15 protein-coding genes and 1 pseudogene are annotated in these 14,298 nt (G+C 59.2%); 6 read left to right on the top strand and 10 right to left on the bottom strand.

Going from position 1 to position 14,298, the window contains the following annotated elements; translation table 11 throughout:
• Positions 1 to 92: 92 nt before the first annotated feature.
• Both tcuC and JMY24_RS10595 read left to right on the top strand, forming a co-directional pair.
• Positions 93 to 1,391 carry an MFS transporter gene (gene tcuC / locus JMY24_RS10590; protein ID WP_128590048.1) on the top strand — a complete coding sequence of 433 codons (1,299 nt, stop codon included), beginning with the start codon at positions 93 to 95 and terminating at the stop codon, positions 1,389 to 1,391.
• A gap of 52 nt (positions 1,392 to 1,443) precedes the next feature.
• A complete protein-coding gene (locus JMY24_RS10595; RefSeq protein WP_128597046.1) occupies positions 1,444 to 2,226 on the top strand; it encodes a substrate-binding domain-containing protein in 783 nt (260 codons plus the stop codon).
• Between the two features lie 41 nt (positions 2,227 to 2,267).
• On the opposite strand, the gene dctA is transcribed toward JMY24_RS10595, so the two are convergent.
• From dctA to JMY24_RS10640, 10 genes and pseudogenes are all read right to left on the bottom strand, one after another.
• Complete coding sequence (gene dctA, locus JMY24_RS10600) at positions 2,268 to 3,596, bottom strand: C4-dicarboxylate transporter DctA (RefSeq protein ID WP_128597047.1); 1,329 nt, start codon at positions 3,594 to 3,596, stop codon at positions 2,268 to 2,270.
• Positions 3,593 to 4,561: a LysR family transcriptional regulator gene (locus JMY24_RS10605; protein WP_128597048.1), complete on the bottom strand. Its 969-nt coding sequence runs from the start codon at positions 4,559 to 4,561 to the stop codon at positions 3,593 to 3,595. The genes dctA and JMY24_RS10605 overlap by 4 nt, the downstream gene beginning before the upstream one ends.
• Positions 4,562 to 4,902: 341 nt before the next feature.
• The gene (gene antC, locus JMY24_RS10610; protein ID WP_128597049.1) at positions 4,903 to 5,928 is read right to left on the bottom strand and encodes an anthranilate 1,2-dioxygenase electron transfer component AntC; all 1,026 of its coding nucleotides are present in this window, start codon (positions 5,926 to 5,928) and stop codon (positions 4,903 to 4,905) included.
• A 14-nt stretch (positions 5,929 to 5,942) separates the two neighbouring features.
• The gene (gene antB / locus JMY24_RS10615) at positions 5,943 to 6,431 is read right to left on the bottom strand and encodes an anthranilate 1,2-dioxygenase small subunit (RefSeq protein ID WP_128597050.1); all 489 of its coding nucleotides are present in this window, start codon (positions 6,429 to 6,431) and stop codon (positions 5,943 to 5,945) included.
• Between the two features lie 4 nt (positions 6,432 to 6,435).
• A pseudogene (locus JMY24_RS10620) lies at positions 6,436 to 7,035 on the bottom strand (anthranilate 1,2-dioxygenase large subunit); the annotation flags it as partial.
• A 319-nt stretch (positions 7,036 to 7,354) separates the two neighbouring features.
• Positions 7,355 to 7,690, bottom strand: a complete 336-nt coding sequence (locus JMY24_RS10625; RefSeq protein WP_128597051.1) for a hypothetical protein — start codon at positions 7,688 to 7,690, stop codon at positions 7,355 to 7,357.
• A gap of 92 nt (positions 7,691 to 7,782) precedes the next feature.
• Positions 7,783 to 8,091: a hypothetical protein gene (locus JMY24_RS10630; protein WP_128588858.1), complete on the bottom strand. Its 309-nt coding sequence runs from the start codon at positions 8,089 to 8,091 to the stop codon at positions 7,783 to 7,785.
• Between the two features lie 629 nt (positions 8,092 to 8,720).
• Positions 8,721 to 9,752 carry an MBL fold metallo-hydrolase gene (locus tag JMY24_RS10635; RefSeq protein WP_128597052.1) on the bottom strand — a complete coding sequence of 344 codons (1,032 nt, stop codon included), beginning with the start codon at positions 9,750 to 9,752 and terminating at the stop codon, positions 8,721 to 8,723.
• Between the two features lie 162 nt (positions 9,753 to 9,914).
• Positions 9,915 to 10,094 (bottom strand): carboxymuconolactone decarboxylase family protein, encoded by a 180-nt coding sequence (locus JMY24_RS39355; RefSeq protein WP_328809181.1) that lies wholly within the window; start codon positions 10,092 to 10,094, stop codon positions 9,915 to 9,917.
• Entirely contained in the window at positions 10,079 to 10,447 is a 369-nt protein-coding gene (locus JMY24_RS10640) for a carboxymuconolactone decarboxylase family protein (RefSeq protein WP_328809182.1), read from the bottom strand. The genes JMY24_RS39355 and JMY24_RS10640 overlap by 16 nt, the downstream gene beginning before the upstream one ends.
• 98 nt (positions 10,448 to 10,545) lie before the next feature.
• Between JMY24_RS10640 and JMY24_RS10645 the strand changes: the two genes are divergently transcribed.
• The 4 genes from JMY24_RS10645 to JMY24_RS10660 all read left to right on the top strand — a co-directional run bounded on the left by JMY24_RS10645 (position 10,546) and on the right by JMY24_RS10660 (position 14,254).
• Positions 10,546 to 11,430 carry a LysR family transcriptional regulator gene (locus JMY24_RS10645; RefSeq protein ID WP_128597053.1) on the top strand — a complete coding sequence of 295 codons (885 nt, stop codon included), beginning with the start codon at positions 10,546 to 10,548 and terminating at the stop codon, positions 11,428 to 11,430.
• Between the two features lie 921 nt (positions 11,431 to 12,351).
• Complete coding sequence (locus tag JMY24_RS10650; protein ID WP_128588854.1) at positions 12,352 to 12,540, top strand: hypothetical protein; 189 nt, start codon at positions 12,352 to 12,354, stop codon at positions 12,538 to 12,540.
• Positions 12,541 to 13,394: 854 nt separating this feature from the next.
• Complete coding sequence (locus JMY24_RS10655) at positions 13,395 to 13,748, top strand: DUF1428 domain-containing protein (RefSeq protein WP_201702002.1); 354 nt, start codon at positions 13,395 to 13,397, stop codon at positions 13,746 to 13,748.
• 128 nt (positions 13,749 to 13,876) lie between these two features.
• Entirely contained in the window at positions 13,877 to 14,254 is a 378-nt protein-coding gene (locus tag JMY24_RS10660) for a nuclear transport factor 2 family protein (protein ID WP_128597055.1), read from the top strand.
• Positions 14,255 to 14,298 lie beyond the last annotated feature (44 nt).

Here is a 14,298-nt window from a genome sequence, read left to right on the forward strand (position 1 = left end):
TTGCACTTATCGTTTTGCCGGACAAGGGCCAATATTCGCGAAACCACAAAGAGCAGACCCCAGCATTTTTCGGGATTTCAGGAGACACAACGATGCACCCCTCGCCCTCTACCCTTTCGCCGGGACGTTCAAAGGCCGCGGCGGTTTTCCGCGTAACGGCCGGAAACTTTCTCGAGCAGTTCGACTTTTTCCTGTTTGGCTTCTATGCCACGCAGATTGCCAAGGTCTTCTTCCCCGCTGACAGCGAATTTGCCTCGTTGATGATGACCTTCGCGGTCTTCGGCGCCGGTTTTCTGATGCGACCGCTCGGCGCGGTCGTGCTGGGCGCGTACATCGACGACGTCGGTCGCCGCAAGGGCCTTATCGTCACGCTCTCCATCATGGCGAGCGGCACCATCCTGATCGCGTTCGTGCCGGGCTACGCGACGCTTGGCCTTGTGGCGCCCGCACTCGTGCTGGTCGGGAGGCTGCTGCAGGGCTTCTCCGCGGGCGCGGAGTTGGGCGGCGTGTCAGTGTATCTCGCCGAGATGGCCACGCCGGGCCGCAAGGGCTTCTTCACGAGCTGGCAGTCCGCGAGCCAGCAGGTGGCGATCGTCGTGGCTGCGGCTCTCGGCTTCGCGCTCAACCAGTCAATGGACGCCGCGACCATTGCGGCGTGGGGATGGCGCGTTCCGTTCTTCGTCGGCTGCATGATCGTGCCGTTCATCTTCATGCTGCGTCGTAATCTGCAGGAGACCGAGGAGTTCAAGGCGCGTCAGCATCGTCCGAGCATGAAGGAGGTTTTCCGCACGCTGGTCCAGAACTGGACCGTGGTGATCGCAGGCATGATGCTGGTGGCGATGACCACCGCTAGCTTCTATCTCATCACGGTCTACGCGCCGACTTTCGGCAAGACGGTTCTGCACTTGAGCACCGCCGACAGTCTGCTCGTGACGCTGTGTGTCGCCGTGTCGAACTTCGTGTGGCTGCCTATCGGCGGTGCCCTCTCCGACAGGATCGGTCGCCGGCCGCTTCTCGTCGCGATGACGGTGCTCGCCATCGCGACTGCGCACCCGGCACTGTCGCTGCTCGCTCACGCGCCGAGCTTCCTCAACATGCTGCTCGCCCTCCTCTGGCTCTCGTTCATGTACGGCATCTATAACGGCGCGATGGTCGTCGCATTGACCGAAGTGATGCCGGCACAAGTACGCGTCGCGGGCTTCTCGCTTGCCTATAGCCTCGCGACGGCGGTATTCGGCGGCTTCACGCCGGCGATCTCGACGGCACTCATTCACATGACCGGCGACAAGGCCGCACCCGGCTACTGGATGAGCTTCGCCGCTGCGTGCGCCCTCATGGCAACGTTCGCACTCTATCGCCGCCGCGCAGCGACGCTGACTCCGGCGCACTGATCCGGTCTCGCTCCGCAAACAGCTACACACACAATCCGACACGACTACGATCATGAGAAACCTGCTTCTGAAACTGTGCGCCGCCGCACTCGTTGCAACCTCGGCCGCCGCTGCGAACGTGCAAGCCGCCGATCTGCACGTCATGAGTTCCGGCGGCTTCACCGCGGCATACAAGGTGCTCGGCCCGAAATTCTCAACCGAGACGGGCAACACGCTCGATACCGCGCTCGGTCCGTCCATGGGCAAATCGCCCGAAGCGATCCCCAACCGGCTGGAACGTGGCGAGCCGGCGGACGCCGTCATCATGGTCGGATATGCGCTTGACGATCTGATCCAGAAAGGCAAGGTCATCCCCGGATCGCGGGTCGAGCTGGCCGATTCGCGCATCGGCATGGTCGTGCGCGAAGGCGCGACGAAGCCCGATATCAGTTCCGTAGACGGGCTCCGGCAGACCCTGCTGCATGCGAAGTCGATCGCCTATTCGGACAGCGCCAGCGGTGTCTATATCGAGCGGGAGTTGTTCAAGAAGCTCGGCATCGAGGATCAGGTCAAAGCGAAGGCCAAAATGGTCCCGCGCATCCCGGTGGCCTCGGTCGTGGCGAACGGCGACTACGAAATCGGCTTCCAGCAGGTGAGCGAGTTGCTGCCCGTCAAGGGCGCGACCTTCGTCGGCAAGATTCCCGAATCGCTGCAGTCAGTCACTCGTTTCGCCGCCGGCGTTCCGGTCAGTGCACAGCATCCGAAGGAAGCGAAAGCGCTCCTCGACTATCTCGCTTCGCCCGGCGTCCAGCCAGAAGTGACATCCACCGGGCTCGATACCGTTTCCGCTCATTGACGCAAATCTGACGGAAGGCTTGCTTCGATGCGGCCTTCCTGTCAGGTCCCCGGGGTTCGTCTCGCTGAGTCCTCGGAACCGTCCGCGCCGCCTGGCGCTGCCGCTGCCGCTGCCGCTGCCGCCCCGAGCATCCGGGCGAGACGCGCCCGATCGCACGCACCTTCCCACATAGAAACGAAGATCACTGCGCAGGCGTTGCTGATCACGCTCGTCAGGGCGCGCGCCTCGGACATGAAGCGGTCGATGCCCACCAGTAGCGCCACACCGGCTACGGGCAGATCCGGGATCACCGTCAGCGTGGCGACAAGCGCCACCAGTCCGCTACCCGACACGCCGGCCGCCCCCTTTGACGTGAGCAGCATAACCGCGAGCATCATCGCGATCTGCGGCGCGGAAAGTGGCACGTCGCACGCCTGTGCAATGAACACCGAAGCGAGCGTCAAATAGATCGCGGTGCCGTCCAGATTGAACGAATATCCGGCGGGCAGCACGAGCCCCACGACTCCCTTGTCGCAACCGAGCGCCTCGAGCTTCACGATCAGGCGCGGCAGCACAGGCTCCGTGGAAGATGTCGCGAGAACGATGAGCAACTCCTCGCGCATGTAGCGCAAGAGCCGCCAAAGCGCGAAACCATGCAGCCGCGCGAGCGGAGCGAGCACCAGCGCAATAAACAATAGGCATGCCACGTAGAAGGACACCATCAACATGCCGAGGGAGCCGACCGAGCGGATGCCGAAACGGCCCACCGTGAACGCCATCGCGCCGAATGCGCCGAGCGGTGCAAGTCGCATGATCATCGCGAGGATGCGAAAGAGGATCTGAGCGATGCCGTCGATCAGCGCGAGCACTGGCCGGCCGGCCTTCGGACAGGAATTCAGCGAAAAGCCGAAGAGCAGCGAGAGCAGCAGCACTGGCAGCACTTCGCCCTTGTCGAAGGCGCCGAGCATCGTCTCTGGGATGACGCTCAGCGCGAATGCGACCAGGCCGCCCGGCTGTGCGTGCTTCACATATTGCGCGAGGATGCTCGCGTCCAGACGGTGCGCGTCGATGTGCATACCCGCGCCCGGTCGCAGAACGAAGGCGGTCACGAGCCCGAGCGCTAGCGCCACGGCGGTGAGCAAATAGAAGAGCGCCAGCGCCTGAAAGATCGTGCGCCCGATCGCCTTACCGCTCGCAAGCGACGTGATCCCCAGGACGATCGTACAGAAGACGATCGGCGCGATCATCATCCTCACAAGGCCGACGAAGCCATCGCTGAAGGGCTTGAGCAGCGCGCCCGCTTGCGGCAGGAAATGACCGATCGCGACGCCGAGCACCATGCCCAGCAGCACCTGCACATAGAGCGAACGAAGCGGTCTTGCCAACCTCACGATGCGGTTTTCCTGGCTGGTCGTTCTTTCGCGGACGTGTTGACGTCGGAACCATCGCCTCCCTCGACGCCGCCCTGCCTCATCTCGACAATCGTTCTGTGAAACTCCTGCGCGGCCGGAGTAAGCGGACGCCCCCGGCGCCTCACGATTCCCACGCGCCGCTTCACCACAGGTTCGACAAGCGGCACGCTCGTAAGGATGGGATGATCGCGGCCGGGCATGGCCATCGACGGCACAGCGGCGACACCGAGCCCCGCTTCAACGAGGCCAAGCATGGTCGTGACGTGACGGGTCTCACACACGCTCGGCGCGCGCGGCGCCACCGCCGAGAGTGCCTGATCGAGCAGCAGACGGTTCCCGGAAGTCTTGTCCACCGAGACGTATTCATGCTCGTAAAGCTCGTTCCAGGTGACGCGCTTCTTGCGCGCGAGCGGATGATCGCGACGGCAGGCGGCAACGAAGCGCTCCTGCAGCAACACCTTGAACTCGACCTCGGACTCCTGGCTACCCATGAAACTCACGCCGAAATCGGCCTCACCGCTGATGACAGCGCCAAGCACCTCATTCGCGCTCGAATCCAGCAGCTTCACCCTGATGCGCGGAAAACGGCGATGGTAGCTTGCGACGACGTTTGGCAGAAAATAGTACGCCACCGAAGGCACGCAGGCGATGGTCACATGACCCAGCCGGCTAGACGATACATCGCGGATGCCGAGCAACGCGACGTCGAGATCGTCGAGCAGTTGTTCGGCGCTCGGGGCGAACACGCGGCCAACGGTCGTGAGCGTAACGCTGCGCGTGGTGCGCTCGAAGAGACGCACGCCGAGCGCTTCCTCGAGTTTCTCAATGCGACGGCTCAAGGCCGGCTGGGAGATGCTGACAGCCTCGGCGGCCTTGCGGAAGCTCCCCAGTTCCACCACCGCGCGAAACGCCTGCAAGTCGTTCAAATCGAAATTGACGCCCACGAGTCACTCTCCACATCCTAGATGTGCTCATTTTGCATGACGCGGCGGCGGTTTTTGTATGTCGATAAGTCTCTGTGCGTACAAAAAACTACGCACTTCGCTTTCTAGTGGCGACGCCGGTGGGCGCCCACGACTTCTCGTTGGCAAACCGGCAAAACTGCACACTTAGCCAGCCAATCTCAATAGGCTGATGTCGTCTTCGGAACACAAGTTCGCACCCGCCGCGCCTAGCACCGCCCCGAGCAATGCGATTATTTGGGGGCTAATCATGCGGGCAATCTGGACTCTCCATGATGGTCGTCAAGGAAGCGCGCAATCCTGCCGGTACGAAAAGCATCCGTCTAACCTCCGGTGCTCGCGAACTTTTCAAAATGCAGCTGAAAATCTTGAAGGCCGGAGATCGCCGACCACTTCCTGATCGCTTCGACCATCGGGGGCGGACCGCATACGTACATGTCGAAAGGTCGCGCAGCTAGTGCCTTCGCGTCGAAATGATCCGGAATGTACCCTGTCTTTCCCCTCCAATCGGGCGACGAATTCACGACCACCGGCACGTATGAGAACCCCTCAATACGATCGATATACCCTTTCAACCGTTCAGACTCGCACAGATCGCCGACGTTGTTCACCCCGTAGTACAGCGTGACGGGCTGACGGCAGCCACCACGCGAAGCCATCTCATCCAGCATGCCGAGGAACGCCGAAAGGCCCGTTCCGCCCGCGACCATCACAAGCGGACGCTCGACGTGTCGCAGGTAGAAAGTCCCAAACGGCGCTTCGATGTCGATTGACTGACCGGGCGTACAGCGTTCGCGCAGGTAATTGCTCATGGCGCCATCAGGCAGCAGCAGGATAAGAAACTGCAACTGATTGTCATGATTGGGCTGATTCGCGAACGAATAGGAACGCCACGCGTCAGTCTCCGGTACGAGGAGGCGAGCATACTGCCCCGGCAGAAAGTCCAGACGCCTGCTCACGGCACCTGCGTCGAGATGCAGAATGGCCGTCGAGTCGGACACTTTCTGCACGCGGGTGACGGTCGCCGTCATGCGACCTGTATCCTCGGTACGGCATAGCGTCGAGTCAAAGTCAAAGAAGAACGAGGCATCCGATCTGACTCTGGTCTGGCACGACAGCATATTGCGTTGCGCAAGGTCCTCTGCAGAGAGCGCTTCATCGTCCACATAGTCCTGTGCATATTCGCCCGATTCACAGCGTCCCTTGCACGTGCTACAGACGCCTTCGCGGCAGTCGAATGGGATCTTCACGCCATTGCGCAATGCCGCGTCCAGCAAGATCTCGTTTGCGCCGACATCGAAGAACAATGTCTTTCCATCGGCAAAACTGAAGGCCACCTTGTGATTCATCTCGATGCCCTCGATTACAGATGGTAAAAGTCGAGGACCGCGTTGATGCGGTCATTGAGCAGCAGTGCGTGTTTGCTCACGATCTTCCAGCTATCGCCGTCGGCACGCAGTTGGTAAGTCCCGTGGCCGAAATAGTGCTCCGACACGCCATGACGCGCGTAAAACGTTGCCCAGTTGACCTTTGCTTCCGTCAACCCGCCCGGCCCGCCAGAAACACGTACATTGCTGATTTGATGGAGGGTACGCGGTAACGGTGTCGACGCGGCCGATTTGCCGGTGCGCAGTCGAAACACACGATCTTCCAGTCCGGAGCGGTTCGCATAGTAGATCAGTGACAGACCACGCCGGGGATCTGTCGTGTACTCGAATTCCGAATCCCACTGCGGCACGTGGAATTCGCATTGCTCGTCAAAGAGGGCGAGGTAAGCATCCCAGTCCCGCGCATCGCAAAGTTCGGATTTGCGATAAAAGAATTGTTCAATCGAATGCTGCAACGGGTTCATGATCTCAGACCTCCTTGACGCTCAATGACTTCTGCCGCAACCCTTTCAGCAATAGCGCCTGCCATGCGCCGTGCTGGTTCACATACAAACCTTCATGCGTGAACTCGGAACCTGTTAGTGCGGGTGAAATGCCCAACAACGTGCTGTTAGGTGTTTCCTGTTCGATCCATTTGTGATGGCCCCGCGAAATGTCGCTCCAGCGCTCAAGGCGCGCCTGAAAGCCCCGCTGCGCTTCACGAAACTCCACAAGATCGTCCGGTGTGCCCATGCCCGACACATTGAAGAAATCCTCGAACTGGCGGATGCGGCTCTCACGATCCTTATCCGACTCGCCTTTCACGCCGATGCACTGGCTGATCACCTCGGTCTTATTCCACGCGACTGGACGCACGATGCGCAACTGCGAGCTGATCTGGTCCATGAAGAAAAGACTCGGATATACGTTCAGGTTGCGCAGCCGATGCATCATCCATTCAGCGCGCTGCGTGCCGTACTCCTGAACGAGGCGCGGCATCACACTCGCATAGCCGGGTCGCACCTCCGGATTTGGCATGTCACTGAATAGCACCGAATGCCCATTACGGAACGAGAACCAGCCGTCGTCGACGGCTTGCCCCAGTGGCTTCACTCATCCTGCGGTCAAGGGCATCTACCCCCGGTTTTTGCCCGCAGTCGAGCTGCTAGTGAAAGGTCACGTCAGTCTTATCGATTGACAATGCAAGACTACCGGGGCCCGCTACGTCGGCATTGGCGATCGGCGTGCCTTCAGCGACTGTTCGTCTCAACTGTTCGCTTGAATGACCACCTTCCCTCGGACATGACCTGCCGTACTTTTTGCGAGTGCTTCATCCGCACCTTCACCTTTCGCAGAAGGTCGCCAGGTTGCTGACCGGTCTTTAGCCTTTTATGGCGCCCTCGTTCCATCACTTCCCCGTTTTCCTATGGTTCAGTCGAGAAGGCGAGTGGCGAGCGTCTGCCGGCCGCTGTCTTCCCCGCTTAATCAACTCCGCGTGATTCATTCCAGCGAAGCTTACTGTGCCTTCTTCCAATGACTCACCGAGCGCGCGCGGCAGTTCGCGCTCGTCATCAAACTGCGGATCGTTCTCGTAACGATAGGCCCGCAGTCCACCAACGTTCACGAGGATCAAATCCAGTTTGCGATGAACATCCCGCAAGAGCGTGTTGAGACACCAACCGTGCGCAAACCAGAGGACGATTGCAGACCCGATGATGGTCCTCTCCATACCAGAGTCGAACATCTTGCAATCCTCAGTAGGCAGAGGACATTTTCCTGGTTGCCACTGTTTATGTGTCGATACTGCTTGCCCTATCGGTATGCACTTCGATACGGTCAGCCCGCGGGCGCCTCATCCGCGCTCTCGGAACTGTCGCGCGCCATCCGTCGATTCGATGGAGTCGACAGGACGGAATCGATGAACGTATGCGCTCGGCTCTCCCCATACCTGGAGGCCTGCTCCTCCGAAAGAAACTCCAGTTGCTCTGGGAAACTTACCAGGTCGCACTCCGGATGACGGGTTGACGCGACCTGCCAGGACACGCGGTAGCGCCGGGATATACCGCCGAATGCACGACAGTTGGACGGGGTGACGTGAACTTCGATGTAGCAATCGCGGTACGGCGCATACGTCTGGGTGGACATGACTTTTCTCCCTGAAGAACACATAGCGCAAGTCAATGAGCCGGCCGCATCCAATGTGCCTGCCGAACAGGCTCAGGGAACTACCTGCCCGCAAAGATCGTACAAATCAGGAGTCAAAGCCATGAGCAATACACAACAGGAAACGCCAAGCGCCAAGCGCGCGATCGAGGCCAGGCAACCCGCCGCTCATGAAGCTGCCCCGCTGAATTCTGACGAGAAAGCCGAGTGGCAAGAATTCCAAGATTGGGCGTGGAAAAAAGAAGGTGACCCGGTAGGGCAAATGGAATGCCGGTCATTCGGACACGTGTCGGTCCACAACAGAAACCGTCCTTCTGCCCCTAGTGCGGCGGCAGGATCGTGGTCAAAACGGGAGAGACGACGTGACGCTCGCCGGCGTTCCCGTCAATCCATTTGGTCGCCCACTCGACCGCACGGTCAATTGCGACCTTTCGATCACTGAAGGCGCCGAGATCGTCCGCGTCTGCAACAGACCTTTGCGCATGAGTATCCGTGATGCGCTCCAGAACGCGAGCGCGTTTTCGGTGCGTCTCCGGACGTGGGGTCATCCGTCACTCTGGCGTGCGCCGCGGCCGTCATAGCACCTCCCATCAAGGCTACCCTGTCATGAACTAACCCGCTCCAAGACCGGCATAGACCATTTTCGTGAACTGATCGCCGTTGAACACGAAATTCCCCCATCTGGCATCAAAGGCGGCTGTCGGCTTTGCGGCGATAATTTCGTCAAGCGCCTTGCCTTGCTGCTTCAACGCTGCGACGTTATTGCGTACAGTGACCAGCATGTCACGGAACGCGATCAGGTCAGTTCGCGTGCCTATCGGGCCATGCCCTGGGACCACTATCGTATGATCGCTTGTACGAGCGACTGCTTCGTTGGCCCAATGGATTGCCCCATCGATGCTGCCACCGTCTTCATTGTCGATGTACGGATAAATACCATTCCAGAACGTGTCGCCAAGCGCCAGCACATCGGCCTCCTGGAAATACACCCACAAGTCGCCATCCGTATGGCCGCCTCCGAAATGTTGCACTTCGATCCTGCTTCCCGCGAAGGAAAACGTCTTTTCGTTATCGACCAGGCACGTGGGGCGCGCATCCGCCGGGACCGGTTCAAACGTCCAGTTCCACGCGTCGACATGCGTCGTTTCGGTCAAATGCTTCAAGGTGTTCTTGTGGGCGACGATAATGGCCCCAGCCTCGTGCATCCAGGCATTTCCGTCGGTATGGTCCCAGTGCCAATGTGTGTTCACTACATATTTCAGTGGCCCCGGACCGATGTGATCCAGCGCTGCGCGCAACTTTTGTCGGGACTTGCTAATGCCTGCGTCGACTAGAAATTTTCCATCCTTGCCCGACAGGGCTGTAATGTTGCCGCCGGATCCTATTAACACTGTAAGATTTTTGCGTAGGGGTACTACGATGATATCCATGTCGGCTCGGCGCAGATATCGTGCGCCCGCACCGGTATGGAAGTAATCGTCCGGAGTAGCGGCCTTGCTTGTCGTACGCTCACTGGCGGAGTCCGCAAAAGCGGCACCGGACCCAATCAGTAAGGTAGCGCCGATGGAAACAAACAAAAGCACTAGCTTGAACAAGCGATCCGCGATTTTGATCGCGGCTTCCAGTTTGCAAGATTCCTTCATTTTTGAGATTCCTGAAAAACAGCGCAGACACGAGAATGCAGTGGATGCGAACCACACACCGACGGGATCTGAGTCGCTACATTTTGCCCCACGGCACATTTGAACAGCCGAAATGCAATAACGGCAGGGACGGAACAGTCTACCGGTGTGCCGCTCGTCGCATTAGCCCGCAGCCGGGAAGTCAAGCGTCGTGTCGTTGATACGGTTAAACAAATTGGTGAATGCAATGCTAGCTACTGCCATCGTGACATCAACGATTTGCGCATCGGTGAACTCGGCCTGTTTGATCGCAGTCACCACATCGGCATGAACGGTACCGGTCGTTGTTATGAGGTGCAGCACGAAACTGCCAACGCGTCGCAGCGCGCGTCACCCGACGGTCGGGCGTGACGCAACGCCAGAATGGCTTCCCGGTCAAAACCTATCTTCTGGCTTAACAGCGCGTGTGCGGCAAGGCAATAGTCGCATCCCGTCGTCTCGCTGACGACCAGTTTCACGACCTCGATATCCCGCGAACTCAGGCTGCTCTTTTTGAGCGATGCCTCAAGACTCAGCACCGCCTCCAGCGCGACCGGACTATTACCGCCGATGCCGACGTAAGAATTTGGAACCTTACCGACGGTTCGTTTTACATCACGGAACAATTCGGCGGTGCGGCCTGTGGCTTCGGACACTGGGTGCATGGAAATGCTCATCAGAAATACCCCTACCGTTGGCACACTTCGATGATAGGGATCTCCGACCTATGAGAATATTCCCCAGATCTGCAACCCATACTTGCGTAAATGCACCGATGTTCGATTGGGAAGATGTTCGATATTTCCTGGCTGTCGCTCGCATCGGAACGATGTCGGGCGCCGCCCGAAGCCTCCACGTAGATCACGCGACCGTGAGTCGACGCTTAAGCGCACTAGAAAGTGAGATCAGGACTTCCTTGATCGATCGGCAGCCCAGGACTTGCAGGCTCACGGCGATCGGCCAGCGCGTGTTCGAATTGGCGCAGGAAATGGAAGAAAGCGCGTACGCTGTTGAGCGACTCCTCGACGCCAGCCGGTCGCCGCTGAGAGGCAAGGTCACGCTCAGCGCTCCACCCGTACTCGTCGCCAATTTTCTCGTAAAGCATCTGGCGGACTTTCGTCGCACAAATCCGGACTTACAGCTGTCCGTTTTGTGCGAAGCTCGGCAGCTTTCCCTCAGCCGTAGGGAGGCAGATGTTGTCCTGAGACTGACCCGGCCTGAGGAGCCCACGAGCGTCGTGCGGAAGCTGGGACGCATGTCGTTTGGCCTATACGCGAGCAAGGACTACCCGCATCTACACGATCCGTCCGCATGGGAGTTCATTGGCTATGACGCCGGCTTCGTGGGTGTGTCGCAGCAGAAGTGGTTAATGAGCGTTGCGGGGAAAAGACCTATTGCTTGCGAAATCAGTGATATCAATGGCCATGTGGTAGCGGCCAGGGCAGGCGCTGGCGTTGCGGGTCTGCCTGACTTCCTAGTAGATAGTGACGCGAAGCTGCAACGCGTCCCGCATGCTGGCCACGCGTTCTCGCGGGACATCTGGATGGCTGTTCACCGAGACCTGCGCCGTTCGCTGCAAATACGGGCAGTCATGGATTTTCTGGTGAAAATCGTAGCCGACAACCCCGCTTTTGCAGAACCAGACGCGACTCGAGATTGACGCGCTGCGGTGTATGCTTTCCCAGTGGTGCCGTGAGCTCACATGTGCCATCAGCGCGCGCCAGCAATTCAGTCCTGAACAGAGGACTCGGACGCCTGGCTGCGCGTAAGCGCAGCGAAGTACCGCGCCGGAGGAAGGCCGAGTGCTTTCTTGAACATGGTAATGAACGCCGCAACCGATTCATAGCCGTATGAGCGAAGTCAAGTCGTCACCGAAAACGAAGTAAATTTGTCAACACGGATTTTTCGTATTAACTGAGTCTTTGAGCGCGATTCATCGAAAGCTTCGCTGCAACCCCTCTGCAGCGCTACGCGCCCGCTTAGGCACCGCAATTGTCACCTCCAAGGTTGAATCTGCCTGCCATGCGATCGTAGAAATGTCGAGCGATGGCAATACGATGTTCCTTGCGCATCGCCGATGTTTTGGCGAAAGCAGGAGGAGACCGGCTCGAGTAAAGGCCACCGCATTGCGCACGGCGATACGGCGAGCCGGCAAGACTTAGCCGAGTGCCGGAGTCAGTCGTCGCCCATCGAGGCTGAGAATCGGAAAACGCGCAGCAAGAACAAGGGCGCCTCCCTACGCGTGAATAAGCACACGACCGGTTGCATGGCGCGACTGGACATAGCCGGAGCAGCGCACCGCATGAGCCCATAACGATGGGCCAGGGCAATATCCCGGAGCATCCCTGAGTTCACTATCCTTGAGTACGACTTCGACGGCCCGTGCAAAGGATTCCATCGGGATCCTTGATTGATTCGAGGAAAGCGGTGACCTCCTCGCGACTCAGGACCACCGATAGTGTGCGTGGCTGAGGTCGCGACGGGCCGATATCACGCTCGCGAGGTATTGCTGGCATTTCTGATTGACTCCGCCGGAAACGGGATCAGGTCTTGCTTCCCAGTTTGTGCACGGGAGATGATCATGCTCAGACTTTTCGGCATTTTGGCGATGGTGGCCGCCGTCTCGGGATGTGTTGCTGCCCCGCCCTACGGTTACAGCGAACCCGCGTATGGTCCTGGCTACTACTCGCCGGGCCCCAGCATAGGCGTGGGCGTGGGAGGCGGCAGCCTCGGCGGTGGGGTAGGCGTCGGTGTAGGTGTCGGATTCTGAGCAACTGCGCGCGCGGCTGACTCGGTTGCCCGGACCGCTTCCATTTTCCGCGCAATCGCGGACGTCGCCGCAGCTCGCCATGGCGCATAGCCGACATATTGCGACGATGTCGCGCGCCAGCGCGTCCATATGTCCACCGTCACCGCGACCCGCTCCGACCGTTCCGCTTCCATCTCCGTTGGATTCATGCCTCCGGATACCCGCGCGGGCCATCGCGTTAGACCGTATCAATTTTGCCACGTCGCGACAATAGTTTGTCAATCGGCGGTCATGCAATGCGTCATCGCCCCAGGAGCCATGCTGCATGAGGATTCGACGGACCGAAATAAAATGTTAACAGTCTGCGCGGATGTGATGCAGCGCCCGTCCGGTACGCGGCACCCGTCGCCAAGGGCAGTCGGCTCGGCTCATGCCCCGAGACCGGGCGCCGGACTTCCAAGTTCGGCCACTTCCTGCCGTTCGTCGTCCGCGCTCCGAAGGCCGCTCACGCGGGACGAGCCGCTCTTCGACTGGGAAGAATGGTACGGCGAGCGTCGCCCGCTGGTTTGCTAAAACTTCCGTTACTCGTCCCGGAGGCTTTGCTTGGATTTGCCCGGGTCGATCGCAAGCAGGAGGCTAAAGAGTGTTGTGAAGTTGACTCAGAGACCACCGAAACGCACGGCTCCGCACCTTAGTATGGTCAGATGCGTTCCCCCGCAAGTGCAAGTTTCCGAGGACCTCGAAATATATCGTGAGCTTTGTCGATTTCCTCAAGCGTCGTTCGTCGTCCGTATAGGGCTGCGGGATTTGGGGCAATGCGGTCCCGACGTCGCTTTTGCGCCCCTATTCATCATTAACGCGAACGGAGATCGTTCATGACTTACATAGATGGATTTGTCGCCGCGGTGCCCACGGCCAATCGTGAAACGTACAGGAAGCATGCCGAATTGGCAGCGGCTGTCTTCAAGGAGCACGGCGCATTGAAGGTGGTCGAGTGCTGGGGAGATGACGTCCCGGAAGGGAAGGTGACGTCTTTTCCGATGGCGGTCAAACGGCAGCCTGACGAGGCGGTGGTGTTCTCCTGGGTTGTCTGGCCTTCGCGTCAGGCACGAGACGATGGAATGAAAGCGGTGATGGCTGACCCACGGCTGCAGCCTGACACGAATCCGATGCCTTTCGACGGCAAGCGGCTGATCTACGGCGGGTTTGAAGTGATCGTGGACGCATGAGGGGCCAAAGAAGGCGGCGCCGGTCGACAATGGCCAGGAGCCTGCGATTCACCTGAATTTTCTTCAGGTCCACCTGCAGGAACAAGCCGTTGAGGCGCTTCTTGAAACATTCAATGGAGACGACGTATATGCAGCAAGATCCTGCCGACATCGCCCGTGAGAGTTATCTCGCCTATGTACGTAAGGACCGCGCCGCCATCGAGGCTCTGATCGGCGAAGACTTCCATTTCACCAGCCCTCTGGATAACCGCCTGGATCGCAACACCTACTTCACGCGTTGTTGGCCCAACAGCGAGACGATCACCGACGTTCAGTTCGTCGATGTCGTTGTTCATGGCGAACAGGTCTTCGTCGTTTACGAAGGAACGAGTGTTCGCAGTCGACGGTTCCGCAATACGGAGAGGCTAACCGTCCGCGGTGGCAAGATCGTCGAGGCAGAGGTCTATTTTGGCTGGTCCCTTCCGCACGACGCGCCCGATGGCGGATATGTGACGTCAGGCGCCTAGCAACTCATTGGATGCCACAAGAGCGTTTTTGCGCGGTTGTCGCT

The organism is Paraburkholderia kirstenboschensis, from assembly GCF_904848585.1.
Lineage (GTDB): Bacteria > Pseudomonadota > Gammaproteobacteria > Burkholderiales > Burkholderiaceae > Paraburkholderia > Paraburkholderia kirstenboschensis.

Excerpts from the sequence above, each read along its gene's own strand:
- tcuC (WP_128590048.1), top strand. The coding sequence starts at position 93 with ATGCACCCCTCGCCCTCTACCCTTTCGCCGGGACGTTCAAAGGCCGCG.
- antB (WP_128597050.1), bottom strand. The coding sequence starts at position 6,431 with ATGAACCCGTTGCAGCATTCGATTGAACAATTCTTTTATCGCAAATCC.
- JMY24_RS10655 (WP_201702002.1), top strand. The coding sequence starts at position 13,395 with ATGACTTACATAGATGGATTTGTCGCCGCGGTGCCCACGGCCAATCGT.
- JMY24_RS10645 (WP_128597053.1), top strand. The coding sequence starts at position 10,546 with ATGTTCGATTGGGAAGATGTTCGATATTTCCTGGCTGTCGCTCGCATC.
- JMY24_RS10595 (WP_128597046.1), top strand. The coding sequence starts at position 1,444 with ATGAGAAACCTGCTTCTGAAACTGTGCGCCGCCGCACTCGTTGCAACC.
- JMY24_RS10625 (WP_128597051.1), bottom strand. The coding sequence starts at position 7,690 with ATGTTCGACTCTGGTATGGAGAGGACCATCATCGGGTCTGCAATCGTC.
- JMY24_RS10650 (WP_128588854.1), top strand. The coding sequence starts at position 12,352 with ATGCTCAGACTTTTCGGCATTTTGGCGATGGTGGCCGCCGTCTCGGGA.
- JMY24_RS10630 (WP_128588858.1), bottom strand. The coding sequence starts at position 8,091 with ATGTCCACCCAGACGTATGCGCCGTACCGCGATTGCTACATCGAAGTT.
- JMY24_RS10640 (WP_328809182.1), bottom strand. The coding sequence starts at position 10,447 with ATGAGCATTTCCATGCACCCAGTGTCCGAAGCCACAGGCCGCACCGCC.
- antC (WP_128597049.1), bottom strand. The coding sequence starts at position 5,928 with ATGAATCACAAGGTGGCCTTCAGTTTTGCCGATGGAAAGACATTGTTC.
- JMY24_RS10660 (WP_128597055.1), top strand. The coding sequence starts at position 13,877 with ATGCAGCAAGATCCTGCCGACATCGCCCGTGAGAGTTATCTCGCCTAT.
- JMY24_RS10635 (WP_128597052.1), bottom strand. The coding sequence starts at position 9,752 with ATGAAGGAATCTTGCAAACTGGAAGCCGCGATCAAAATCGCGGATCGC.